At 68.8% G+C, this 23926-nt stretch carries 23 protein-coding genes; 8 read left to right on the forward strand and 15 right to left on the reverse strand.

Annotated elements, in window-relative coordinates:
• Positions 1-107 precede the first annotated feature (107 nt).
• From EV651_RS14490 to glgC, 6 genes are all read right to left on the reverse strand, one after another.
• Positions 108-626 (reverse strand): 3-hydroxyanthranilate 3,4-dioxygenase, encoded by a 519-nt coding sequence (locus EV651_RS14490; protein WP_133785668.1) that lies wholly within the window; start codon positions 624-626, stop codon positions 108-110.
• Between the two features lie 2 nt (positions 627-628).
• Positions 629-1048, reverse strand: coding sequence for a RidA family protein (locus EV651_RS14495; protein WP_133785669.1), 420 nt, complete (start codon positions 1046-1048; stop codon positions 629-631).
• A 115-nt stretch (positions 1049-1163) separates the two neighbouring features.
• On the reverse strand, positions 1164-2666 hold the full coding sequence (locus EV651_RS14500; protein WP_133785670.1) for a 2-hydroxymuconic semialdehyde dehydrogenase: 1503 nt from the start codon (positions 2664-2666) through the stop codon (positions 1164-1166).
• Complete coding sequence (locus tag EV651_RS14505) at positions 2663-3961, reverse strand: NAD(P)/FAD-dependent oxidoreductase (RefSeq protein WP_133785671.1); 1299 nt, start codon at positions 3959-3961, stop codon at positions 2663-2665. Before EV651_RS14505 ends, EV651_RS14500 begins: the two co-directional genes overlap by 4 nt.
• On the reverse strand, positions 3958-5190 hold the full coding sequence (kynU, locus tag EV651_RS14510) for a kynureninase (protein ID WP_133785672.1): 1233 nt from the start codon (positions 5188-5190) through the stop codon (positions 3958-3960). The genes EV651_RS14505 and kynU overlap by 4 nt, the downstream gene beginning before the upstream one ends.
• Positions 5187-6446: a glucose-1-phosphate adenylyltransferase gene (glgC, locus tag EV651_RS14515; RefSeq protein ID WP_133785673.1), complete on the reverse strand. Its 1260-nt coding sequence runs from the start codon at positions 6444-6446 to the stop codon at positions 5187-5189. The genes kynU and glgC overlap by 4 nt, the downstream gene beginning before the upstream one ends.
• A 64-nt stretch (positions 6447-6510) precedes the next feature.
• On the opposite strand from glgC, the gene EV651_RS14520 reads away from it, so the two are divergent.
• The 4 genes from EV651_RS14520 (at position 6511) to EV651_RS14535 (ending at position 10501) form a co-directional block, all read left to right on the forward strand.
• Positions 6511-7056, forward strand: coding sequence for a GNAT family N-acetyltransferase (locus EV651_RS14520; RefSeq protein WP_133785674.1), 546 nt, complete (start codon positions 6511-6513; stop codon positions 7054-7056).
• 19 nt (positions 7057-7075) lie between these two features.
• Positions 7076-8233: a glycogen synthase gene (glgA, locus tag EV651_RS14525; protein WP_133785675.1), complete on the forward strand. Its 1158-nt coding sequence runs from the start codon at positions 7076-7078 to the stop codon at positions 8231-8233.
• 69 nt (positions 8234-8302) lie between these two features.
• The gene (locus tag EV651_RS14530) at positions 8303-9571 is read left to right on the forward strand and encodes a hypothetical protein (protein WP_133785676.1); all 1269 of its coding nucleotides are present in this window, start codon (positions 8303-8305) and stop codon (positions 9569-9571) included.
• Between the two features lie 75 nt (positions 9572-9646).
• The gene (locus EV651_RS14535) at positions 9647-10501 is read left to right on the forward strand and encodes an oxidoreductase (RefSeq protein WP_133785677.1); all 855 of its coding nucleotides are present in this window, start codon (positions 9647-9649) and stop codon (positions 10499-10501) included.
• 53 nt (positions 10502-10554) lie between these two features.
• On the opposite strand, the gene EV651_RS14540 is transcribed toward EV651_RS14535, so the two are convergent.
• Positions 10555-11106, reverse strand: coding sequence for a TetR/AcrR family transcriptional regulator (locus EV651_RS14540; RefSeq protein WP_133785678.1), 552 nt, complete (start codon positions 11104-11106; stop codon positions 10555-10557).
• A gap of 79 nt (positions 11107-11185) precedes the next feature.
• On the opposite strand from EV651_RS14540, the gene EV651_RS14545 reads away from it, so the two are divergent.
• On the forward strand, positions 11186-12172 hold the full coding sequence (locus EV651_RS14545; RefSeq protein ID WP_133785679.1) for an alpha/beta hydrolase: 987 nt from the start codon (positions 11186-11188) through the stop codon (positions 12170-12172).
• 135 nt (positions 12173-12307) lie between these two features.
• Here EV651_RS14545 and EV651_RS14550 read toward each other — a convergent pair whose 3' ends face one another.
• The 3 genes from EV651_RS14550 to EV651_RS14560 form a co-directional block, all read right to left on the reverse strand.
• On the reverse strand, positions 12308-13264 hold the full coding sequence (locus EV651_RS14550) for a type IV toxin-antitoxin system AbiEi family antitoxin domain-containing protein (protein ID WP_166658606.1): 957 nt from the start codon (positions 13262-13264) through the stop codon (positions 12308-12310).
• A gap of 180 nt (positions 13265-13444) precedes the next feature.
• Positions 13445-14896 (reverse strand): M17 family metallopeptidase, encoded by a 1452-nt coding sequence (locus tag EV651_RS14555; protein WP_238156884.1) that lies wholly within the window; start codon positions 14894-14896, stop codon positions 13445-13447.
• Positions 14897-15151: 255 nt separating this feature from the next.
• Positions 15152-15319, reverse strand: coding sequence for a DUF3117 domain-containing protein (locus EV651_RS14560; protein ID WP_133785681.1), 168 nt, complete (start codon positions 15317-15319; stop codon positions 15152-15154).
• 176 nt (positions 15320-15495) lie between these two features.
• Between EV651_RS14560 and EV651_RS14565 the strand changes: the two genes are divergently transcribed.
• The 3 genes from EV651_RS14565 to EV651_RS14575 all read left to right on the forward strand — a co-directional run bounded on the left by EV651_RS14565 (position 15496) and on the right by EV651_RS14575 (position 19485).
• Positions 15496-16314 (forward strand): PaaX family transcriptional regulator C-terminal domain-containing protein, encoded by an 819-nt coding sequence (locus EV651_RS14565; RefSeq protein WP_133785682.1) that lies wholly within the window; start codon positions 15496-15498, stop codon positions 16312-16314.
• 32 nt (positions 16315-16346) lie between these two features.
• On the forward strand, positions 16347-17138 hold the full coding sequence (locus EV651_RS14570) for an enoyl-CoA hydratase/isomerase family protein (protein WP_133785683.1): 792 nt from the start codon (positions 16347-16349) through the stop codon (positions 17136-17138).
• A 229-nt stretch (positions 17139-17367) separates the two neighbouring features.
• The gene (locus EV651_RS14575; RefSeq protein WP_133785684.1) at positions 17368-19485 is read left to right on the forward strand and encodes an alpha/beta hydrolase-fold protein; all 2118 of its coding nucleotides are present in this window, start codon (positions 17368-17370) and stop codon (positions 19483-19485) included.
• 191 nt (positions 19486-19676) lie between these two features.
• Here the strand turns inward: EV651_RS14575 and EV651_RS14580 are convergent, their stop codons facing one another.
• From EV651_RS14580 to dapE, 5 genes are read right to left on the reverse strand one after another with little or no spacing between them, the layout of a single operon-like run.
• Entirely contained in the window at positions 19677-20237 is a 561-nt protein-coding gene (locus EV651_RS14580; RefSeq protein ID WP_133785685.1) for a DNA-3-methyladenine glycosylase I, read from the reverse strand.
• Positions 20234-20713: an SRPBCC family protein gene (locus EV651_RS14585; RefSeq protein ID WP_133785686.1), complete on the reverse strand. Its 480-nt coding sequence runs from the start codon at positions 20711-20713 to the stop codon at positions 20234-20236. The genes EV651_RS14580 and EV651_RS14585 overlap by 4 nt, the downstream gene beginning before the upstream one ends.
• Positions 20713-21819 (reverse strand): DivIVA domain-containing protein, encoded by a 1107-nt coding sequence (locus EV651_RS14590; protein WP_255512184.1) that lies wholly within the window; start codon positions 21817-21819, stop codon positions 20713-20715. The genes EV651_RS14585 and EV651_RS14590 overlap by 1 nt, the downstream gene beginning before the upstream one ends.
• A gap of 55 nt (positions 21820-21874) precedes the next feature.
• Complete coding sequence (locus EV651_RS14595; protein WP_133785688.1) at positions 21875-22732, reverse strand: TIGR00730 family Rossman fold protein; 858 nt, start codon at positions 22730-22732, stop codon at positions 21875-21877.
• 37 nt (positions 22733-22769) lie between these two features.
• Positions 22770-23837, reverse strand: coding sequence for a succinyl-diaminopimelate desuccinylase (dapE, locus tag EV651_RS14600; protein WP_133785689.1), 1068 nt, complete (start codon positions 23835-23837; stop codon positions 22770-22772).
• Between the last annotated feature and the right edge of the window lie 89 nt (positions 23838-23926).

Here is a 23926-nt window from a genome sequence, read left to right on the forward strand (position 1 = left end):
CCACCCACCAGATGCAGGGTTCACGACCCAGATCCCGGACGCCAACCCTGCATCTCGGACGCCTACCCATCAAATGCGCGCGCCCGCGGCGTTGTACCGCGGGAGCGCTAGGCCTTGCCCGGGTGCAGCGTGCCGCACTCCGGGCAGGTGCGTGCGTCCTCGCTCTCGTAGAAGGCTTTGAAGACGGGCGGCAGGTCCGCGACGATGTCGGTCACCTGGAGCTCGACCTCGTGCACGATCGCGTTGCAGTTGGCGCAGTACCAGCGGAACTTCTCCAGTACGCCGGGTTCCCGGACTCGCTCGATCACCAGGCCGATCGAGTTCGGGCCGCGCTGCGGGGAATGTGGCATGTTCCGGGGCAGCACCCACATCTCACCGGCGTTGACCGCGACCGTGGCCGGGCCGTCGCCGGTCATGACGTTGACCTTGAGCTCACCGGAGATCTGGTAGAAGAACTCCTCGTACGGGTCGACGTGGAAGTCGGTGCGCTGGTTCGGGCCGCCGACCACCATCGTGATGAAGTCGTCCCCGGTCGGGAACATCTGCTTGTTGCCGACCGGCGGCTTCAGCAGGTGCTTGTTCTCCTCGATCCATTGCGGAAAGTTCGTCGACTCCAAGTTCGCCATGCCTACTCCTCCCTGGAATGTTGCGGGATCGCCGCAACAGCCTGGATCTCGATCAGCAGCTGGGGATGCGGCAGCTGATGGACTGCGACGGTCGTCCGCGCCGGCCCCGACTCGTCGAAGAATTCGCCGTACACCTCGTTGTACCCCCCGAAGTCGTTCATCGACACCAGGTACGTCGTCACGCTGACGAGGTCCTCCAACCCCGCCCCCACCGCCCCGAGCACGTCCCGGATGTTCTCCAGCACCGCCCGCGTCTGCACCCGGATGTCCAGCTCGACGGTCCCCATCGCATCCGCCGAGGCGCCCGCGATCGAATTGTCCGGCCGCCGGCTCGACGTCCCCGAAACGAACGCGAACCCACCCGCCACCTTCACATGCGGAAACCGCCCCCGCGGCGTCGCCTTCCCGGGGATAACGGTCATGGGGCCTCCCGTCCTGGACTGAGGAGCGGAGGGAGCGAAGCGACCGGAGCGACGAGGGAAGGACGGGAGTTCCAGCCCCATGACCCGCCGCGCCGGAGGCGCGGCATCAGTGCCGTCATGTGAGCTCCACGCAGACGTTGGTGGTTTCGGTGTAGAAGTCCACGGAATGCCGTCCACCCTCGCGGCCGATGCCGGACAACTTCACACCGCCGAAGGGCGTGCGGAGATCGCGGAGGAACCAGGTGTTGACCCAACACAACCCCACATCAAGCGCGGCGCCGGCGCGGTGGGCGCGGCCGACGTCGCGGGTCCAGACGGTGGCCGCGAGCCCGTAGTCGGAGGAGTTGGCGAGCGCGTACGCCTCTTCCTCGGTGTCGAAAGGCGCGATGTGGCAGATCGGACCGAAGATCTCCTCGCGGTTGGTGCGGGCGTCGGCGGGCAGTCCGGTGATCACGGTTGGTTGTATGTAGCAACCACCGTCGCGGGCGTCGCCGAACGTCGGTACCCCGCCGCCGGCCAGCACTTGGGCGCCTTCAGCCCGCGCGAGGTCGTAATACGACAGGACCTTGTCGCGGTGCTGTTTCGAGATGAGCGGCATGTTCATCGTGGCCTCGTCGGCCGGCCAGCCGTAGGTGAGTTCGCCGGCTCGCGCTGCCAGGCGTTCGGTGAACTGCTCGAAGATCGGGCGTTCGACGTACAGGCGTTCCGTGCACAGGCAGACCTGTCCGCCGTTCGTGAAGACCGACCGGACCGAACCCTCTACCGCGGCGTCGAGATCGCAGTCGGCGAAGATCAGCCCCGCGTTCTTCCCGCCGAGCTCGAAGGACACCGCCTTGACCCGGTCCGCGGCCGCCTTGGCGATCGCCGTACCGGTCGCGGACTCGCCGGTGAACGTGATCGCATCCACGCCGGGATGCCGAGTGAGGTACTCCCCCGCCGACGACGGCCCGAACCCGTGCACCAGGTTGAAAACACCATCAGGTACGCCGGCCTCGGCCATCACCTCGGCGAGGACGGTCGCCGACGACGGCGTCTCCTCGGACGGTTTCACCACCACCGCGTTGCCGCAGGCAAGCGCCGGCGCAACCTTCCACGTGAGCAGCAGCAACGGAAGATTCCACGGTACGACGATCGCCACCACACCGACCGGTTTCCGGACGGCGTAGTTCAACGCCCGCCGCCCGTCCGGGAGCACGGTCGTGTACGACTCGGTCGGCACCGTCGTCGCGAAATCCGCGAACGCACGGAAGTTGGCCGCACCCCGCGGGATGTCCAGCGTGCGCGCCTGGCTGATCGACTTGCCGGTGTCGCCGACCTCCGCCGCCACCAGATCCTCGAACCGCCGCTCCAGTCCGTCCGCGACCCGCCGCAGTACGACGGCCCGCTCCTGCTCGCTCATCCGCCCCCACGGACCTTGGAGCGCCGCGCGAGCAGCACCGACGGCTGCGTCCACGGTCGACTCGTCCGCCTCACAGACATCGAAGATCTGCTGCCCCGTCACCGGCGAGATCTTCGCGAACCGCGACGTACTCTCCACAAACGTTCCGCCAACGAAATGCCGCAACAACCCCACGGAGCTGGGCTGTCCGGTCAGCAACTCAGGCGACCACAGGCTCACCGTCGTCGCCTCCGAACAAGTCCGAGCAGGACCCCGGCCGACGCGACCGCCGCAGCGCCCAGCACTTGGTGTTGGCGGTGCACTCGGCGCTGGACCTCGGCGTACGGCGTGGTTGAGAACGACACGAGCTCGTAGCGGGACACGTAGGTGCCGGGGAGTAGTCGTTCCAGGAGATGCTCGACGCGTTTCTGCAGGCGGAAGACCGGGGAGGCGACCTTGTCGCGCATCTCGACGAAGTTCGCGAGGGCCATCTCCGCAATCGCCTCGGTGTTCTCGCGCCGTCGGGTCTCGAACAGCGGCAGTGCGCGCGCCCATGAGCCGCCCGTGTCGTCCAGGCAGCGGTCCAGCTCGACCACGTCCTCGAAGGCACAGTTCGCGCCCTGCCCGTAGAACGGCACGATCGCGTGCGCCGCGTCGCCGAGCAACGCCGTACGTCCATGGGCCTGCCACGGCAGCGTGTGCACGGTCCCGAGGACGCCGACCGGGTTGTTGAGATAGTCGTCCACCAGATCCGGTGCCAACGGCAACAGATCGGGATAGGTCACCCGGAAGTGCTCCTCGATCGCGGTCGTCGACGTCAGCGCGTCGAACGACCCGGCCGGCCAGAAGAGCGTGCAGGTGAACGAGCGGTCCGGGTTCGGCAGCGCGATCATCATCGACGTACCACGCGGCCAGATGTGCAGCGCGCCAGGATCCAGCGCGAACTCACCGGACGCCGCCGGGATCGACAACTCCTTGTACCCGTAGTCGAGGAAGTCCACGTCCTCCGCGACGATGCCCTCGGCAAGCAGTTGCTCGCGCACCGCGGATCCGGCGCCGTCGGCGCCCAGCACCACGTCCGCCGCGACCGACACCTTCCCGGACGGCGTCGCGAACACCATCTGACCGGCGGCCGAGTCCAGCTCCACCAACCGGTGCTCGAACTCCACCGACACGCCAGGAGCAGCCGACGCCGCCGACAGCAACGCGTTGTTCAGTGCACCCCGGCTGATCGAGTTGATCGCCCGGTCCCCGGACGCCGAGTACGCCTGGAAGTCCAGCGGCCCAGACACCGGATGGATCATCCGGCCGTTCATCGGCAACGCGTCCGCCATCACCTCGTCGACCAGGCCGATCCGCCGCAGCGCGTCCAGGCCGCGCTCGGAGATCGCCAGGTTGATCGACCGGCCGCGCTCTTCCTGCGAGACCCGAGGATCCGGGCGCCGCTCGTACAGCGTCACGGTCAGGCCGCGGCGCGCGAGGAAGCACGCGAGCAGCGAACCGGTCAGCCCTGCGCCGACGATCGCGACCTTCATGACATCACCTCGGCCAACGCCGTACCGGCCCGCCAGCAGTCGTGGTACGTCGAGTACAACGGCACCGGCGCGAACCGCAGTACGTCGGGCTCCCGCGAGTCCGCGATCACGCCGTACTCGAACCGAAGCCGCCGCGACAGCTCACCGGCTCCGCGCACCCGCACAGACAACTGGGCACCACGTCGCGCCGGATCGGCCGGTGTGATGACCTCGAAACCGTCCAGCAGGTCTGACAGGTACGCCGTCAACCGCACACTCCGCTCCCGTAATACCTCGATGCCGACCTTGTCGAAGATCTCCAGCGATGTCCGCACCGGGCTCATGGAGAAGATCGGCGGGTTCGACACCTGCCACGCGTCCGCGCTCGCCGGCGGCCGGGACTCCGGTGTCATCTCGAACCGCGTCTTCGCGTCGGTGCTCCACCAGCCCTCGAACCGCGGCAGGTCCGCGCCGAGATGCCGCTCGTGCACGAAGGCACCGGCGATCGCGCCCGGCCCGGAGTTCAGGTACTTGTACGAGCACCACGCGGCGAAGTCCACGTCCCAGTCGTGCAACGCGAGCGGCACGTTCCCGGCCGCGTGTGCGAGGTCCCACCCGACGACCGCGCCGGCCGCGTGACCGGCCTTCGTGATCGTGGGAATGTCCATCAGCTCACCGGTCAGGTAGTTCACACCGCCCAGGAGCACGAGTGCGACGTCGCCACCGAGCTGCTCGACGACATCCGCCGTACGCAGACTGTGCTCCCCCGGTCGCGGACGGAGCCGGATCACCGCGTCCTCCGCGTCGTACCCGTGGAAGGCGACCTGCGACCGTACGGCGTAACTGTCCGAGGGGAACGCCGAGTCCTCGATGACGATCCGGTGCCGGGACCGCGTCGGCCGGTAGAACGACACCATCAACAGGTGCAGGTTGACGGTGAGCGTGTTCATCACGACCGTCTCGCTCGGCAACGCGCCGACGAGCCGCGCCGCCGGCCCGGTCAGCAGCTCGTGGTACGGCAACCAGGGCCGGGCCGCGTCCAGATGCCCTTCGACCCCGAGCGCCGCCCACGAGTCCAGGTCCTCGAGCAGCTCGGAACGGGTCGCCTTCGGGCGCAGGCCGAGCGAGTTCCCGGCGAAATATGCGACCTCCGGGTAGTCGCCTCCCTGCGCGGGCGGTACGTCGAACAGCTCTCGGTGCCCCGGGTCCGCGGCATCGAGGTCCAGTGCCCCCGTCTCGGAAGGGGTCACGCCTCGGCAACCTCGTCGGCGGCGGCCTTCGGTGCCTCGATCACCTGCCCCTTGCCGAGCACCGTCACGCCGCCCTTGGACACCGTGAACCCGCGCTCCCGGTCGTAGTCCTGGTCGACGCCGATCTCGGTGCCGTCCGGGATCACGATGTTCTTGTCCAGGATCACGTTCTTCAGCACGACGTTCTTGCCGATCTTGCAGTTGTCCATGATCACGGAGTGCCGGATGTCCGCGCCGGCGCTGACGATCACGTTCGACCCGAGCACCGAGTGGTCGACGTGGGCGCCGGACACGATCGAGCCCTGGCAGACGATCGACTCGCCGACCGTCGCGTCGTCGGTGAACTTCGCCCCGGGCAGTTGCGGGTGCGAGGTGAAGATCGGCCAGTCGTTGTTGTAGAGGTTGAACACCGGCTGGATCGACACCAGGTCCATGTGCGCCTCGTGGTACGAGTCCAGTGACCCGACGTCGCGCCAGTACGACCGGTCCCGGTCGAGGGCGCCCGGTACGTCGTTGTCCTTGAAGTCGTACACGCCCGCCTTGCCCTCGGCAACGAGCATCGGGACGATGTCGCCGCCCATGTCGTGCCGCGAGGCCGGGTTGGCGGCGTCCTTGCGCAGCGCCTCGACCAGCACGTCCCGGCTGAACACGTAGTTGCCCATCGACGCGAACGTCTCGTCCGGCGAGTCCGGCAGTCCCGGCGGGTCGGCCGGCTTCTCCAGGAACTCCTCGATCGTGTGCCCGTTCGCGGCGGTCTTGATCACGCCGAACTCGCTCGCCTCGACCCGCGGTACCCGGATACCGGCCACCGTCACGCCGTTGCCCCGCTCGATGTGCGCGGCGACCATCTGCGACGCGTCCATCCGGTACACGTGGTCGGCGCCGAAGACCACGATGATGTCGGGCTGGAAGTCGTCGATCAGGTTCATCGACTGGTAGATGGCGTCCGCGCTGCCCTGGTACCACTGCGGGCCGAGCCGCTGCTGGGCGGGCACACAACTGACGAAGTTGCCGAGCAGGGTGGACATCCGCCAGGTCACCGTCACGTGCCGGTCCAGTGAGTGCGACTTGTACTGCGTCAGCACGAACAGGTTCCGGATCCCGGCGTTGACCAGGTTGGACAGCACGAAGTCGATCAGGCGATAACTGCCGCCGAACGGCACGGCCGGTTTGGCCCGGTCCGCCGTCAGCGGCATCAGCCGCTTCCCCTCACCACCGGCCAGCACGATTCCGAGAACTCTGGGCGCCTTTGCCATGTCCGCACCTTAACGCCCGATGCCCACTGGCATAAGCGCTTGCGCGCGTCGCAACACTGGAAGGATGCCGATCCTCGTCGTACCGACCACTGCCGTTCACCGATCGTTTCTCGCGGCCTGGGACGAGCTCGGTCCGGATCATGAGCGGTGGATGGGTGCGCGGTCGATCACCGGCGCCGAGGAGGAGTGGACCCGCGCGCAGGCGGCGGATCCCGCCGAGTTCGCCCGCCTGGTCGACGCGATCAGGGCGGAGGCCGAGCCGGAGACCGAACTGGCCCCCGGCCTCGTGCACCAGACCGTGCTGTGGTTCGTGGACGGCGTCGAGTTCCTCGGCCGGCTCTCGATCCGCCACGACCTGACGCCGGCCCTCACCGAGGTCGGCGGGCACATCGGGTACTGCGTCCGCCCGTCGGCCCGGCGGCGCGGGTACGCGACCCAGATGCTCACCCAGTCGCTCCCGATCGCCGGCGCGCTCGGCATCGAGCCCGCACTCGTCACCTGCGACGTGGACAACATCGGATCGCGCAAGGTGATCGAGGCAGCTGGTGGCGAACTGGAAGACGAACGACACGGAAAGCTGCGCTTCTGGGTACCGACACACGTGTCCTGATGACCTAGGGTCGGAGCTTATGAAGGTCGCCATCCTGACGCGTGAGTTTCCTCCGGACGTGTACGGCGGGGCGGGAGTGCACGTGGACTTCCTGGTCCGCGAACTGCGCCGGCTGATCGACGTCGACGTCCAGTGCATGGGCGAGCCCCGGAAAGGCGCGACCGCGCATTCCGAGGACGACCCGCGGATCCCGAACGCGAACGCGGCGCTACGCATCCTCTCCACCGACCTGACCATGACCGCGGCGGTCGGTGCGGCGGACCTGGTGCACTCGCACACGTGGTACGCCAACATGGCGGGGCATTGGGCCAAGCTGCTGTACGACGTACCGCATGTGGTGACCGCGCACTCGCTGGAGCCGCGCCGGCCGTGGAAGGCCGAGCAACTGGGCGGTGGATACCGGCTGTCGAGCTGGGCCGAGCGGACGGCGTACGAGGCGGCCGACGCGGTCGTCGCGGTGAGCCGCGGGATGCGGACCGACGTCCTCGACTGCTACCCGTCGATCGACCCGGCCAAGGTGCACGTGATCTCGAACGGGATCGACGCGGACTTCTACCGCCCGGATCCGTCGACGCACGTGCTCGAGCGGCTCGGCGTCGACCTGAACCGTCCGTACGTGACGTTCGTCGGGCGGATCACCCGGCAGAAGGGCGTCCCGCACCTGCTCCGGGCGGGGCTGCGTCTGGACCCGTCCGTGCAGCTCGTACTGCTGGCCGGTGCCGCCGACACGGTCGAACTGAAGGCCGAGACCGATGTGCTGATCAACGACCTGAAGCTGGCCCGCGACGGTGTGTTCGTGGTCTCGGAGATGCTGCCGCGGGAAGACGTCCGGCAGGTGCTGACGCACGCGCTGGCGTTCTGCTGCCCGTCGATCTACGAGCCGCTCGGCATCGTCAACCTGGAGGCGATGGCCTGCGAGACCGCGGTCGTCGCGAGTGCGGTCGGCGGCATCCCCGAGGTCGTCGACGACGGCGTGACCGGCATCCTGGTCCCGTACGACGAGAACGACCCGGACGCCTTCGAACGCGGTCTCGCGGACGGGATCAACGCGCTGGTCGCCGATCCTTCGCGAGCTGACGCGATGGGTAAGGCCGGGCGGCGCCGCGCGGTCTCCGAGTTCGGCTGGGACGCCGTCGCGCAACGCACCGTCGAGCTGTACAACAGCCTGCTCGGGTAGGGGAAACCCCACCCTCGTTCGGGGCTCGGCACCATTCTGGGATCGCGCCGGCGGCGGTTGAGTTGAGGTATGACTTCTCGCCTGACGAAGACCGTCGCCGCCACCCTCGCAACCGGCGCCCTACTCACCTTCCCGCTGTCCGCCTTCGGCGCGGTCCACCAGCCGACGCTCCCCTCGTCCGCCGTCAGCACGGTTCAGCAGGTGACGCTTTCCGAGGCTGCCGTCGCCGGTGTGCACGGCGCGCTGGTCTCAGCCACGCCGATTGCACAGCTGACAGCAGCTCAGCTCAACGCGGCAGCCGCTGACTTCCCTGGCACACCACCTGCGGCGTACGGCGTCACGGCGTACCGCTTGATCTATCGGACGGTCGACCCGAGCGGACGGCCGACGACGGCGAGCGGGATCGTCGTACTGCCGGACGGACGCCGGGGTGCGCTGACCGTCGCGGAGTACCTGCACGGGACCAGCGCGACCAAGGTGGACGCCGGATCCATCGACGACACCTCGACGGATCGGCTCGTCACGGCTCTGTTCGCGGGTCAGGGACTGGTCGGCGTGGCACCGGACTACCTCGGTCTGGGGTCAGGGCCGGGCCTCCATCCGTACCTCGACACGAAGACCGAAACCTCGGCGTCGGCCGATCTGCTGCTCGCGGCGCGGACGTTCGCGGCCAGGCACGGAGTCGCGCTGAAGCGGGACGTGCTGGTGACCGGGTTCTCGCAGGGCGGGCGAGCGTCGCTGGCCTTCGGGCGCGCATTGAGCCGTGGGCAGGTCGGGCCGTTCCGGCTCGGCGAGATCCGGGCCGTCGCGGGACCGTACGACCTGCTCGGCGAGGAGCTCCCGGCGGCGTTCGACGGGCGCGTCATCCCGCCGACGGCGACCTTCTACCTCGGGTACTTCGTGACCGCGTGGAACCGGACCGTCGGGTTGTACGACGATCCGCGCGAGGCCTTCCAGGCGCCGTACGCGTCGACCGTCGAAGGGCTGTTCGACGGCACGCACACCTTCGAGGAGATCGTGACCGGGCTCCCGGACTCGCCGGAGAAGCTGTTCACGCCGGAGTTCGCAGCGAAACTCCAGCACCCGAGCGGACGGTTCCTGCGGGCCCTGCGGGAGGCCGATCAGATCTGCCGGGACTGGACTCCGCGGGTGCCGGTGCACCTCTACAGCGGGACGAAGGACACCGACGTGGTCGCCTCCAACGCCGACTCGTGCGCCGCGTCCCTGCACAAGCGCGGCGCGGACGTGACCGTGCATTCGATGGGTGCCGTCGACCATACGGGTACGGCGTTCGCGGCGTACCCGGAAATCATCCGGGCCTATGCTCGCTGGGCCTGACGCAGCCTAGGTCCTGTCATTCCCAGGAACAGCGAGGCACTCCCTGTTCCGCGCGCGCCGGCGAACAGTGGAGACATGACGAACTCAACGATCACCCTCGCCGAGGACCTCACCATCACCCGGATGGGGTACGGCGCGATGCAACTCGCCGGCCCGGGCGTCTTCGGACCGCCCAAGGACCGCGACCAGGCGATCGCCGTACTGCGCGAAGCCGTCGCACTCGGCGTCACCCACATCGACACCAGCGACTTCTACGGGCCGACGGTGGTCAACGAGATCATCAAGGAGGCACTGCACCCGTACCCGGAGGACCTGGTCCTGGTCACCAAGGTCGGCGCCCGGCGCGGCGACGACGCCTCGTGGATCCCGGACCTCTCACCGGACGCGCTGCGCGCCCAGGTCCACGCCAACCTCGATCACCTCGGCCTCGACGTACTCGACGTGGTCAACCTCCGCAGCATGGCGCACGAAGGCCACAGCGAGGAGTCGATCGCGGAGTCGTTCACCGCGCTGGCCGAGCTCCAGCAGCAGGGCCTCATCAAGCACCTCGGTCTGAGCAGCGTGACGATCCCGCAGATCCGCGAGGCCCAGGCGATCGCGCCGATCGTGACCATCCAGAACCTGTACAACCTGGTGAACCGCGATGACGACGACGTGGTCGAGTACGCCGCGGAGCACAACATCGCGTTCGCGTCGTTCTTCCCGCTCGGCGGATTCACCCCGCTGCAGTCCGAGACACTGGCGAAGGTCGCCGCCCGTCTGGACGCGACCCCGCAGCAGGTCGCCCTCGCCTGGCTCCTCCAGCGCTCCGCCACCAGCGTCGTCATCCCCGGTACGTCGTCCCTGGCCCACCTCCGCGAAAACATCGCCGCCCGCGACCTGATCCTCCCCACCGACGCCATCACCGAACTCGACACGATCGGCGCCTGATCCCCGCTTTCCGGAACTTTTCTGCCGCCTGGCGCAACAAATGTTCCGGAGAGCTAGCGGAGTTCGCGCTGGAGCATCTGGATGAGGGCGTCGACGTCGGACTCGACCATCGGTTCGCCGGTCATACCCATCCGGTGCAGCAGGGTTCCGATGACGACGTCGATGAAGAACAGGACCCGCTGCTCGGACAGACCGAGCACCTCGGTCAGCACCTGGCGGTACGGGTCCTGGAGCTGCGTGGAAAGGATCTCGCGCAGGCCGGGATCGCCGATCGCGTCGGTGAACACCCCGGCGAACGCCGCCGCGACCCCAGGCTCCGCGATCCGCCGCGCGCCGAACCGGACCGCGGCGGCCAGGTCCTCCTCGCGATCACGGCCTGTCAACGGGAGGGGGCCGAAGGCATCCACCAGGCAGGCGGTGACGAGCGCGCCCTTGGACGGCCAGCGCCGGTAGATCGTCGTCTTCGCGACCCCGGCCGCCGCGGCGATCCGGTCGACCGTGGCCCGCGTGTACCCGAGCTCGTGAACCGTCCGCAGCGTCGCCGCGAACACCTCCGCGTCGACGCTGGAACGGGGCCGGCCGGGCGGTCGTGTCGGGGAAGCCATCGGCACAGCATAGCCAGTTATGCTACCGTCGGTATCGATACTAGTCGTAGCGAAACCCGCAACGTCAGGACGATGCCCGATGCTCAAGACCGCCACCACCACCTCTGCCACCCCGCACCGGCCGCCGCTCGGCATCCGGCTGGTGTACTCCCTGCGCAAGGAGCCCGACTACCGGACGATGTCGCCTGCGGACCTCGTGAAGTTCGGCGAGGTCCAGAGCCGCATCGTCAACTCCCGCCTCGCCCGCCTCATCACCGGCCGTCCGCACGCGGGCGTCACGATCGACTGGCAACAGGTCCCGCTCGCGGATCGCACCATCCGCGTTCGGGTCCACCGGCCGAAGCAGGCAGGAGCACACAAGCTTCCGCTGGTACTTCATGTGCACGGCGGCGGCTACACCGGGACAGCTGTGCAATGCGACTGGATCAACAGCCACATCGCCGCACGGGCATCGGCTGTGGTCGTGTCCGTCGAGCACCGACTGATGAACCACGAGACCCCGCTCGCGGCGATCGTCGACGACGGTTGGGACGTCCTACGGTACGTCTTCCAGCACGCCAACGAATGGGGAATCGACCCGTCCCGGGTGGCCGTCGCCGGCGAGAGCGCGGGCTCGATGGTGGCAGCCCTGTCCGCACTACGAGCCCGCGACACGGGCCTGTCGCTACGGGCCCAGGTGCTCATCAACCCGTGCGTCGACGTGACCTCGACCGCTCTCGACTACGAGTCCGCGACCCAGTACGCCGACACGCCGACGCTCACCCGCGCCGGCATCGAGTTCTTCCGGCAACTCGCCGTACCGGAAGGAACCGACGCGCGAGCACTGTCACCGCGGTACGCCGACTTGGCCGGGCTGCCTCCCACGCTGGTGGTGATCCCGGTCCTCGACCCGGTCGCAGACCACGGCCGGGTGTACGCCGATGAACTCCGAGCCGCAGGCACCGCCGTCGAGATGAGCGAGCACCCCAAGGCCGGCCACGCCTTCATCAGCCTCCCCGGCCTAGTCCCCCAAGCCAAGCCGGCCCGCGACCGAGTCATCGACTTCCTCTGCACGCAGTTCAGGTAGCGCACTCTCGTGGGTCCACCCACCAGATGCAGGGTGGGCGTCCGAGATCTCGAACGCAAACCCTGCATCTCGGACGCCAACCCATGAAAGGCGCGGGGCGCCGGAGCACGGGCGGTTCGGCGGCCGGCGTCGGGGTCAGCCGGCGAGCGGGGTACGGCGCGCGCGGGCGAACGCCTGCCGGATGCGCATCGCCGTACGGGCCGGATGATCGAGGTCTGCCCAGGTGATCCGGACGATCTCCAGCCCCAGGGCGCGGAGGCGGTCTTCGCGCAGCTTTTCGCGGATCAGGGCCTCCCGTGTCCCCTCGCCGTACTTCGCCAGGCCGTCGAACTCGACAACCGTGTTGTGCTCGGGAAAATAAAAGTCCACGCGTCCGATGAAGCCGTCGACGTCGGTGAACTCCGCCTGCAGGACCGGCACCGGCAGACCCTCGTTGTGGATGAGGACGCGCAGCCGGGTCTCGCCGACGGACTCGGCCAGCGGATCGGCGAAGTCGAGCACCGCACGAATCCCGGGGCCGCCCGGCCAGTTGTGCGTAACCTCGCGCAGCCGCAGCAGGTCGTCCGCACTCACCTCCGGTCGGCGGAACGCCGCGTCGGCGCTGACAACCGCCGCCTCGAACGACGACGTACCGGCAACCTCGACCACTGCCCGGGCCAACGCAGTCACGGCGAGCCCGGCGACGAACGTCACGTCCGAAGCGCCGAGCCTCGATCGGTGGTGACGCACACCGGTCTTCGGTCCGCTCCGCAGGCCGGCTGTACGCGTCAACTGGACCTCGGACAGGTCAGCCCGCCAAACCGGTACGCCGTGCATGACAAGTGCGCTGTGGTGACTCACGACCGCGGATCCCGGGCGCATGGAGTTCACCGCGGCGTGGACCAGGCGCCGATGCCGGAGGACATCGCGTTCCCAGGCCGGCAGGTCGTGCAGGTCTGTGCGCTCGGCGTACTGCCCATACCGAATCCGCTCCCAGCGTCCGTCGCCCAGCCGCCGATTGATCTGCTCCCGGGTGTAACCGGCGCTCATCGCCTGCGCCCTGCTGACCACCCCGCCCTGCCCGGCCGCGATCGTCTTCAGTCGAGGATTCACCCCACCAGCATCGGGCCCCGATCCACTCCCCCGCTGCCCATCACCGCAATCTGTGGATATCCCTCTCGTGGGTTCACCCATCAGATGCTGGGTTTGCGTCCGAGATCTGGTGCGCAAACCCTGCATGTCGGACGCCAACCCACGAAATGCGAGCGTGCGAGGGCGGGCGCGGAGGGGCGGTTAGCCGATGCCGGAGGTCGGGGTGTCGGAGGCGAGCCAGGTGCTGAGTAGGCGGGCGCCGGCGCCGGTTGCGCCGGTGGAGTACTCGAAGCGGTCGGCCGGGGACTCCGCGATCGACGACAGGTCGAGGTGCGCCCACGGGAGGTCGCCCGTGAACGCCTTCAGGAACAGGGCCGCGGTGATCGAGCCCGGGCCCTTCGAGCTGTTCACCGAGTCGGCGATCGGCGTCGAGATCAGGTCCTCGTACTCGGCCGGCAGCGGCATCCGCCACAGTTCCTCGCCGGACACCCGGCCGGCGTCCGCGAGGTTGTCGGCCAGCGCGTCGTCGGTCGCGAACATCCCGCCGTACAGCATCGCACCGAGCGAGACCTTGATCGCGCCGGTGAGCGTGGCAATGTCGACGAGTACGTCGGGCTTCAGCTCCTGGACGGCGTACGCGAGTCCGTCGGCGAGCACCAGACGGCCCTCGGCGTCGGTGTTCTTCACCTCGGTGGTGCGGCCGCCGAAGTGCCGGATCACATCGTCCGGGCGGTACGCCGTACCGGACGGCATGTTCTCCGCGGCGCACACCAGGCCGGTCACGCGGACGTTCGCCCCGAGGTCGCGCAGCGCCGACATCGTGGCGATCACCGAGCCGCCGCCGGTCATGTCGCGCTTCATCGACACCATGCCGTCGCGCGGCTTCAGCGACAGGCCGCCGGTGTCGTAGGTGATGCCCTTGCCGACAAGCACGACGTACGGCGTCTTCTTGGTCGCGCCCTTCGGCACGTAGTCGAGCCGGATCAGCCGCGGCGGGCGGGTCGAGCCCTGGCCGACCGCGAGGATGCCGCCGAACCCGTCCGCGGCGAGCTTCTTCTCGTCCCAGACCGTCACCTCGAGACCGGTCGCGGCGGCCACCTCGGTCGCGCGCGCGGCCAGCCAGGACGGGTCCTTCTCGTTCGACGGGGTGATCGCGAGCTGTCGCGCCAGCCAGCCGGTGCGGCCGATCACGACACCGCGGTCGATCACCGGCTGCCGGGTGTCCGCGGTTCCATCGGTCAGCGTGACGGTGCCGACGGCCGGCTTGCCCGCGTCAACCGTCTTCTGCGTGTACGAGAACGAGCCGAGCACGACGCCCTCCGCGAACGCCTGCAGCGCCGCATCATCGATGCCCTCGGCAACGACAGTGGTGAGCTCGTCCTTACCGCGCCCGAACCGCGCGATCGCCGCACCGGCGTGTCGCAGCTCCTTGGCGCTTCCCGCACCGGCCCCGACCAGCAGGACCTCGGTCACCTCACCGGTCAGCAGCGGGTACGCCGCGGTCGCACCGGCGGACGGGGTGAACCCGGTCGCGCGCTGCACCTCGAGAAGCCGGTCGAGGTCGACGCCGAGCCGCCCGCCGGCCTCCTTCGCGGCGGCCGGCAAACCGTCCTCCTCGCCGACGACGACAACCCACGTCGACGACCCGTGCACCGGCAGACCCGGCTGCCACGCGACAACCGGAAGACTGGGAAAAGGAGACGAACTACTGCGGCGAGCCACTGGGTCGAACCTCACTGTTTGATCAGATAGAAGCTGCACAACCGTAACGACCCCGGCCGGTGCCGCAAAGAGGGTGTCTCGGGACTCTGCGCAACAGGCGCAGAGTCCTGAGACGCCCTCTACGGGCACCCACCGGGGTCGGAATGATGTAGGCAGGGGGCAAGCTGACACCCCCGGAGGATGTGATCAGCCGACGACGGCCTGCAGTGCGTTGCCGAGCTCGGTCGCTTCGTCGGCGTTGAGCTCGACGACGAGCCGACCGCCGCCCTCGAGCGGAACCCGCATCACGATCCCGCGGCCCTCCTTGGTGACCTCGAGCGGACCATCGCCCGTCCGCGGCTTCATCGCCGCCATGCGCGCACCCCTTCCCAGTGTCGGTGTTGAGCGACGACACCGCGCGGGGGACCGTCGCCGGCGCCGTTGCGGTGATGCGCCGTCGGCGCGTATCGCAGTGTGTATCGGTGTGTGTCAGCCCCCATTATTCCCGATCACAGGCCAGAGCCGTGCACCATACGGCAGACTCGAGTCTTGTGCACGCCCGTTCAGCCCTCTTCGACCTGTACGGCGACCACCTGCGCGCGCGAGGTGCGCAGGCTCCGGTCGCGGCTCTCGTCAGGCTGCTCGCACCGCTCGGGGTCCACCCGCCCGCGGTCCGGACCGCCGTGTCCCGCATGGTCCGGCAGGGCTGGCTGGAGCCTGCCCGGATCGACGGCCAGCCCGGATACGCGCTGACGTCCCGGGCGCGTCGCCGGCTCGACGACGCCGCCGCCCGGATCTACCGGACCGCGCCGGACGGCACCCCGGTGGCGACCGGTTCCGACGGGCCGGGCGACTGGGACCGGCACTGGCACCTGGGCATTCTCCGCGAGGTCCCGAACGCCCGGCGCCGCGAGCAGTTGGCGAGCCAACTTTCCTTTCTGGGTTGGGCTCCGCTGTCCGACGGCGCCTGGGTCGGACTGCGCAACGACGCCGAGGTGGACCAGATCCTCGGCGTGGAGGGCATCGCCGCGGACCGGTTCCGGGCCCCGATCGACGCCGGCGCGGTCGAGTTCGCCCGGCGGGTCTGGAAACTCGACGAGCTCGGCGCGTCGTACGACGCCTGGCTGATCGAGGCGAAGGCCCTGGTGGACGCCGCCGGCACGGAGACGAGCGACGAGCAGGCGTTCGCCGTACGGTCGGAACTGGTGCACGAGTGGCGCAAGTTCCTGTTCCGGGATCCGGGGCTTCCGGACGAGCTGCTGCCGGCCGACTGGTCGGGCACGAAGGCGGCCGCGTTCTTCGATTTCCATGCGGAACGATTGGGCCCCGCGGCCGGGCGTTTCGTCGACGACTGCCTGACACAGCACTGAAAATCTCACTGACAGTCAAGGAGCTGACCACGATGAGTGATCCCGTCACGTACGCCGTATCCGAGGGTGTCGCGACCATCACGCTCAATCGGCCGGACGCGATGAACGCGCTCGACACGCCGACCAAGGTACTGCTCCGTGACACGGTCCTTGCCGCCGGCGACGATCCGGCCGTGCGCGTCGTCGTACTGACCGGGACCGGCCGGGCGTTCTGTGTCGGGCAGGACCTGAAGGAGCACATCGGGTTGCTGCAGGCAAACGACCAGGCGGCGCTGTGGAGCACGGTGCCGGACCACTTCGCGCCGATCGCGCTCGCGCTCGCGGAGATGCCGAAGCCGGTGATCGCGGCCGTGAACGGTGTGGCGGCCGGGGCCGGCGCGTCAATGGCGTTCGCGTGCGACTTCCGGGTCGTGGCCGACACCGCGGGCTTCAACCTCGCCTTCACCGGCATCGCACTGTCCTGCGACACCGGAATCTCGTGGACCCTCCCCCGCCTGATCGGCCACGCGAAGGCACTCGAACTGCTCTACTTCCCCCGCACCGTGCCCGCCGCCGAATCCCTCGACCTCGGCCTCGCCACCTCGGTCGTCCCCGCCGCGGACCTGCAGACCGCGGCCGCTGAGCTGGCCGCCAAACTCGCGGCCGGCCCCACCGTCGCGTACGGCGCCGTCCGCCAGTCCCTCGGCTACTCGGCAAGCCACACCCTCGCCGAGGCCCTGGTCTTCGAGGCCGGCAAGATGCAACTCACCGGCTCCACCGAAGACCACCACAACGCAGTCACCTCCTTCGTAGCCAAACAAAAGCCCACCTTCACCGGCCGCTAACCCACCACCACCGCCCACCATCCACCGCGGGCGTGCACAAGAACTGGGGCGGTGCACAGGAACTGGGGCGGTGCACAGGAACTGGGGCGGTGCACAGGAACTGGGGGCGGTGCACAGGCAATAACCTGTTCACCGCACCCGCCACGCCGGTGCACCCCCGACAGCATCCCCGCCCATGCCGCCTCGCCAGGTCTTGTAATCGTTTACGTAAGCGATTACAACCTGTCGTGTGAGGAAACTGCTGCTGCCTGCCCTGACCGCTGCCACGCTCGTCGGGAGTCTCGTCGTCCCTGGATCCACTGCCGCGCCGACCGTCGAGCCGGGTGTCATCAAGCCGGCCGCCGTGCGGTCGGCGACGCTCGGTGAGGACATCAACTACAACGTCTACCTGCCGGCCGGGTACGACGCGTCGGACCGGCGCTACCCGGTCATCTACCTACTGCACGGGCGCGGCGACTCCATGAGCGCGTGGACGCAGGTCAAGAGCCGCTTGGACGAGCTGATCGGCAGCGGCGAGATCCCGCCGACGATCGCGATCATGCCGGACGCTCCCTGGAGCAGCCGCGCCAGCTGGTACGTCGACTCGGCGTATCAAGGCACCGATCCGGGACGACCGGTCGAGACCGCGTTCTTCAAGGATCTCGTGCCGCAGATCGACGCGACGTACCGCACGATCGCGGACCGCACCGGCCGGGCGGTCGCCGGCTACTCGATGGGCGGCGCCGGCGCGCTCCGCTACTCGCTGGCGCACCCGGAGATCTTCGGCGCGGCGATCGCCCTCAGCCCGGCCGTGTACTTCCCGCTGCCGCCGAGCGATTCGAGCACCCGCGATTTCGGTGCCTTCGGCAAGGGCAAGGACCCGTTCGTCGAGTCGACGTACCTGAAGCTGAACTGGCCGGCCGCGCTGAAGTCGTTCGCGGCGACCGGGCTGCAGTCGCATCTGTTCCTCGCGGTCGGCGACGACGAGTACAAGAACCCGAAGCCGATCGACGCCACTCACGACCTCGACTTCGAGACGCACGTGGTGTTCAACCAGGCGGCGCGAGTGTCGACCCTCACGTCGGAGTTCCGGGTCGTCGACGGCGGGCACGACTGGGACGTCTGGGGGCCGACATTCGCCGAAGGCGCGAAGTACATCTTCCAGTACCTCGGGAAGCCGCCCGCCACACCCATGCAGGCCACGATCACCGGTACGGCGGGCGAGGACCGCGCCGGCGGAATCGCAACAGATGCCTCAGGCAACGTTTACCAGGCGGTCGCCGCAGCCGGCGCACTGGACGGACAGCCGTACGCCGGCGGCACGGATGTCGCACTGATCAAGTATCGCGCCGACGGGTCGCGCGAGTGGACGCGATCGCTGGGGACCGGGGGGACGGAGCGCGCGTACGGCGTCGCTGTGGACGCGGACGGGCGGGTCCTGGTGACCGGTTACACGAACGGCGATCTGGACAGCGCGCATGCGGGGAACGCCACGGACGATGCGTTCGCGGCGCAGTACGACGCTGACGGGAATCGCCGGTGGCTCACACAGTTCGGCGTACCGGGAATCGCGGATCGGAGCTACTCGCTGGCTGTCGACGGGACCGCGGTGTACGTCGGCGGCTATACGAAGGGCGCTCTGGGCGGACCGAATCAGGGCGACAAGGACGTGTTCGTGGCGCGGCTCGATGCCAACGGAAAGCAGGTGTGGTTACGCCAGACCGGCAGCGCGGGCGAGGACAAGGGCATGTCCGTCGCGGTCTCGGGCGGCGCGGTCTATCTGGGCGGGATGACGGCCGGCGAACTCGGTACCTCGGCCGGCGGCATCGACGGTTTCCTCGCGCGCTACTCGGCCGACGGCGATCCGGTGTGGACGAAACAGTTCGGCACCGCAGCGTCCGACGAGGTGTGGGACGTCGCGCCGGATCCGGCGGGCGGTGTCTGTCTGACCGGCTACACGGCAGGCGATTTCGCGGGCACGTTGATCGGCGACAAGGACATCCTGGTCGCTCGTGCCGACGCGGACGGCGTACTGACGTGGCGGGACCAGTTCGGCACGACCGGAAACGACAAGGGCGCCGCGGTGGCGGTAGATGCGGGTGGTGCGCTGTACGTCGGCGGCTTCACGGACGGATCGTTGGCGACCCCACTGGGCAAGTTCGACGGCGTACTGACGAAGTACTCGCCCGACCACGCGCGCAGCTGGACGCGACAGTTCGGTACGGCGGACGACGACGCGGCAGATGCTTACGCCGAAGCGAATCTGTACCTCACCACGACGTCCGCCGGCACCCAACTGTCCGGTCTGACCGGCACCGATGTGTTCCGGACGACCTTCACCACGGACGGCGCGAACCAACACCCGTAGAACGTTTGGTGGGCTCCACGACCGCGTTCCGGCCGGGCGAGTCACGGCCGGACAACCACCTGACAGTCGGGGAGCCCGCTGAACACCTCATCACGTTCAGTGCCCGAAGCACAACTCGTTCAGCCGTTTGTCTTTTGTTTCCGCCAAAGTACCTTTTGCATCTGCAAAAGGCTTCTGCACGTGCACGCGGATTACCGGGCTATACAGGTCTTCAAGTGGTCGTTCACGATGCCGGTGGCCTGCATCAACGCGTACGCCGTGGTGGGTCCGACGAAGACGAAACCCTTCTTCTTCAAGGCCTTCGACATCGCCACGGACTCCGGTGTCGTGGCCGGTACGTCGGCGAGCGTCTTCGGGGCGGCGTGCTTCGCGGGCCGGAACGACCAGAGCAGCTCGGTGAACTCACCTTCGGCCAGGTCGAGCAGCGCGCGGGCGTTGGAGATCGTCGCGTTGATCTTCAACCGGTTACGGACGATGCCCGGATCGGCCATCAGGCGCTCGAAATCCGCGTCGTCGTACTTCGCGATCGTCTCCGGATCGAAGTGCGCGAACGCGGCCCGGAAGTTCTCCCGTTTGCGCAGGATCGTGATCCACGACAGGCCCGACTGGAACCCCTCGAGGGTCAGGCGCTCGAACAGCGCGACATCGTCGCGGATCTCCTTGCCCCACTCGGTGTCGTGATATTCGACGTACTCCGGTGCGGACGTCGCCCATCCGCAGCGCGGTTGCCCGTCCGGTCCGACGACCGTCATGCGTCAGCCTCCTTGACGAGGCGCTTGAGCGAGATCCGCATCATCGCTTCGAACGCCGGTCGCACCACCGGCCAGGCGAACGCGCCCAGGCGACCGAGCGGCGGTACGACGTCCTCGGACCAGGTGAACGTGCTGCCGCGGACCGACGTCCCGCGGTCGACGCCGCTCAACACTGCCGGCTCGATGGCGAACGTCCCGGTGCCGCGGACGAGCTTCCCGAGATGTTTCACCGTGCACTCGCGCGGTGGATCCCAGTGTGTGATGACCATGTCGTCAGTGAACCCGACGCCACCGACAGAAGTCCGCGCCGCGACTCCCCCACCGACGCCGACGCCGCCGTTCTCCGTCCCCCAGACGCGCGTGAACAGCATCCAGCGGGACTGGCGCTCCCAGTCCATCACCACGTCCCAGGCAACCTCAGGCGCCAGCCGCAACTCGACAGACGCCTCCGCGTGACAACTCCTCGTCGCGTCCATCAGCTAGGGCGCTGGTACGCCCCTTCACCCTGCTGATCCGCAGGCGGCCAGAACCGCCATCCCTCCTCGTCCCCATCCCCAGCCGCACCATTACCCTCCGCCTTTGGCGCCTCAGGCGTCTCCTGCCGAGCCTGCTCCGGCTTCTGCGGCTGGGTCTGCTCCTGGGCTTCCTGCGGCGGCTGCTGCGTCCAGTGCGTGGCAGGCGCCTCGACGGGAGCTTCTGCGGGAGTTGCGTCCTGCTGGGGCTGCTGAGCGGGGGTTTGCTGAGGCGGGGCGGGCTTGCGGCGTGGCGTCACCGGCTGGGACTGAGCTTCGAGTACGGCGCGGGCCTCGGCCTGCAGGCGCTCGTACTCCTCGGCTGCTGCCTGGACCGCCCGCGGCAGCTCAGTCGTCTCATGCTCGTCGTCCTCCTCCTCGCCACCGGACGAGGAAGCACCCGAACCCACGGGCGCGACAGACGACGTACTGTCCCGAGCCTCCGACGCCTCGCCTCCCGCGATCGACTCCGCACCACCGTCAGACCGCAAAGACTCAGCTCCCCCGGCAACCCCCGCGGCTCCGGCGGCTCCCGCAGTTCCGGGGACGTCCGGGGCTCCTGCAGCTCCGGCGACTCCCGGGGCTCCTGCGGCTTCGGCGGGCTCCGGCGTGTCGCTCGGCTGGGCGGTGTCCTCTGCGTCGGTGGGGTCGGTGGGCTCGTCTGCCGGCTTGGGCCGGGTGACGGGGTCCGGCCCGCCGACCAGGATCGGCGGCTGGGTGCCGGTGTCCTCGAACTCGGCCGGGTCGTACGGACGGGAGCTGAACCCGTGCCCGTCCGGCGCCTCGACGATCGGTGCGACAGCACGCTCCAGGTCGGCGATCCGGCGATCGCGCTCGGCGACCTCCTTCGCGACCCGTTCGAGCAGCGTGTCGACCTCGTCCATCCGGTAGCCGCGCACCCCGACCGCGAACCGCGCCGACTCGATATCGGTCGCCGTGAGCGCCTGCCGCGCCGGCACGGTCATGTCGGGCCGGTCGTCGTACGCCGTGCTCATGGCACCCCAACGACCCGAGGCCACTACCGCGACAGCCCCGATCAACAGCACCACGATCAGCCCGAAGAACCACATCACGGGACCGATCGTGCCATGCCGGACGAGTCAACCGCGAAAACCCCCGGGTATTTCAGCTCCCGTCGGAGCCGAGGCGGTGGGTTCGGGAGGGCGGGGTGTTCGTCGTGTCGACCTCTCGGGCGGCCTCGGCGGCGGCTTCCTCGGCGGCTTCGTCCGCGAGTTCGCCGGCCTTCACGATGTAGCTGATCGCCTCGTCGACGTCGTCCGTGACAACGAACATCTCCAGGTCGGCGGCCGAGATCTTCCCGTCCTCGAGCATCGTCGTACGCAGCCAGTCGACCAGCCCGCCCCAGTACGACGTACCGAACAGGACGACCGGGAACGACGTGACCTTCCGGGTCTGCGCCAGCGTGAGCGCCTCGAACATCTCGTCCAGCGTGCCGAACCCGCCCGGCATCACCACGAACCCCTGGGCGTACTTCACGAACATCGTCTTCCGGGTGAAGAAGTACCGGAAGTTCATCCCGATGTCGACCCACTCGTTCAGGCCGTTCTCGAAGGGCAGTTCGATACCGAGCCCGACCGACACCCCGCCGGCCTCGGACGCGCCCTTGTTCGCGGCCTCCATCACACCCGGTCCGCCGCCGGTGATCACGGCGTATCCCGCCTCGACCAGCTTCCGCCCGAACTCCTCCGCGGCGGCGTACATCGGGTCGTCCACCTTGGTCCGCGCCGACCCGAACACGCTGATCGCCGCGCCCAGCTCCGCCAGCATGCCGAAGCCCTCGATGAACTCCGACTGGATCCGCAGCACCCGCCACGGGTCGGTGTGCACCCAGTCCGACGGCCCGCGACTGTCCAGCAGCCGCTGCTCGGACGTGGACTGCTGCACCTGGTTGCGCCGCATCGTGACCGGCCCGCGCTGCTGCTGGCCGACCGGACGGTCGGGGTGGATCGATGGTTCTGACATACCTCCAGGTTATTGCCTGAGCGGTAATCGGGCCGGGCTACGCGCGGTCTGTCAACCAACTCCTCAGCCGCTGTTCACACAGCTCGATCTCGGCCTCGGGCACGAACTCGTCCTGCTTGTGCGCGTACAGCGGATCGCCCGGCCCGTAGTTCACGGCTGGTACGCCGAGCAGCGTGAACCGCGCGACGTCGGTCCACCCGAACTTCGGCTGCGGCTCCCCGCCCACCACCTGCAGGAACGCCGCCGCGGCCGGTCGCTCGAGCCCCGGCAGCCCGCCCGGAGCAGAGTCCGTCACAGTCACGTCGTACCCCTCGAAGACCTCACGCAGGTGCGCCTCGGCCTCCGCCTCGGACCGGTTCGGCGCGAAGCGGTAGTTGATGCTAACCGTGCACAGATCCGGTACGACGTTGCCCGCGACGCCGCCCGTGATCGCCACCGCGTTCAGCCCCTCGCGGTACTCGAGCCCGTCGATCGGCACCCGGCGCGGCTCGTACGCCGCCAGTCGCGCGAGCACCCCGCCCGCGGCGTGGATCGCGTTGCTGCCCATCCAGGAGCGGGCCGAGTGCGCCCGCTCGCCGCGGGTGGTGACCTCGATCCGCATCGTGCCTTGACAGCCGGCCTCGACGACCGCGTTGGACGGCTCCATCACGACCGCGAACGCGCCCTCGAGCAGCTCCGGGTTCGAGCGGGTCAGCTTGAACAGACCGTTCCGCTCGGCCTCGATCTCCTCGCAGTCGTAGAACACGTACGTGACGTCCCGGTTCGGTTCGGCGAGAGTCGCGGCGAGGCGCAGTCCGACCGCGACGCCGCCCTTCATGTCGCACGCGCCGAGCCCGTGGATCAGACCGTCGGCGCGGCGGGCCGGGAGGTTGTCGTTGAGCGGCACGGTGTCGAGATGACCGGCGAGGACGACCCGCTCGGCGCGGCCCAGATCAGTGCGGGCGACGACGGTGTTGCCGTGCCGGAAGACCTTGAGATGCGGGTACGCCGAGAGCGCCGCCTCGACCATGTCCGCGAGCTTTTCCTCCGTCCCACTGACCGAGGAGACGTTCACCAACGCCTCGGTCAGATCCGGCCCGGATACGGTCAGGTCGAGCTTGGTCACTAGGGCACCATCCTTGCTGTGGGCACCGATATGGTGCTTGCTGTTGGGACTCGGCGGGAGCCGGGGTGACGGTCTAGGTCGGTCGCTCG

Source organism: Kribbella sp. VKM Ac-2571, assembly GCF_004362255.1.
Lineage (GTDB): Bacteria > Actinomycetota > Actinomycetes > Propionibacteriales > Kribbellaceae > Kribbella > Kribbella pratensis.

What these genes read in the sequence shown, in the direction of transcription:
- EV651_RS14490 (WP_133785668.1), bottom strand. Translation starts at nt 626, where the DNA reads ATGGCGAACTTGGAGTCGACGAACTTTCCGCAATGGATCGAGGAGAAC.
- EV651_RS14495 (WP_133785669.1), bottom strand. Translation starts at nt 1,048, where the DNA reads ATGACCGTTATCCCCGGGAAGGCGACGCCGCGGGGGCGGTTTCCGCAT.
- EV651_RS14505 (WP_133785671.1), bottom strand. Translation starts at nt 3,961, where the DNA reads ATGAAGGTCGCGATCGTCGGCGCAGGGCTGACCGGTTCGCTGCTCGCG.
- glgC (WP_133785673.1), bottom strand. Translation starts at nt 6,446, where the DNA reads ATGGCAAAGGCGCCCAGAGTTCTCGGAATCGTGCTGGCCGGTGGTGAG.
- EV651_RS14520 (WP_133785674.1), top strand. Translation starts at nt 6,511, where the DNA reads ATGCCGATCCTCGTCGTACCGACCACTGCCGTTCACCGATCGTTTCTC.
- glgA (WP_133785675.1), top strand. Translation starts at nt 7,076, where the DNA reads ATGAAGGTCGCCATCCTGACGCGTGAGTTTCCTCCGGACGTGTACGGC.
- EV651_RS14530 (WP_133785676.1), top strand. Translation starts at nt 8,303, where the DNA reads ATGACTTCTCGCCTGACGAAGACCGTCGCCGCCACCCTCGCAACCGGC.
- EV651_RS14535 (WP_133785677.1), top strand. Translation starts at nt 9,647, where the DNA reads ATGACGAACTCAACGATCACCCTCGCCGAGGACCTCACCATCACCCGG.
- EV651_RS14540 (WP_133785678.1), bottom strand. Translation starts at nt 11,106, where the DNA reads ATGGCTTCCCCGACACGACCGCCCGGCCGGCCCCGTTCCAGCGTCGAC.
- EV651_RS14545 (WP_133785679.1), top strand. Translation starts at nt 11,186, where the DNA reads ATGCTCAAGACCGCCACCACCACCTCTGCCACCCCGCACCGGCCGCCG.
- EV651_RS14560 (WP_133785681.1), bottom strand. Translation starts at nt 15,319, where the DNA reads ATGGCGGCGATGAAGCCGCGGACGGGCGATGGTCCGCTCGAGGTCACC.
- EV651_RS14570 (WP_133785683.1), top strand. Translation starts at nt 16,347, where the DNA reads ATGAGTGATCCCGTCACGTACGCCGTATCCGAGGGTGTCGCGACCATC.
- EV651_RS14580 (WP_133785685.1), bottom strand. Translation starts at nt 20,237, where the DNA reads ATGACGGTCGTCGGACCGGACGGGCAACCGCGCTGCGGATGGGCGACG.
- EV651_RS14585 (WP_133785686.1), bottom strand. Translation starts at nt 20,713, where the DNA reads ATGGACGCGACGAGGAGTTGTCACGCGGAGGCGTCTGTCGAGTTGCGG.
- EV651_RS14590 (WP_255512184.1), bottom strand. Translation starts at nt 21,819, where the DNA reads ATGTGGTTCTTCGGGCTGATCGTGGTGCTGTTGATCGGGGCTGTCGCG.
- EV651_RS14595 (WP_133785688.1), bottom strand. Translation starts at nt 22,732, where the DNA reads ATGTCAGAACCATCGATCCACCCCGACCGTCCGGTCGGCCAGCAGCAG.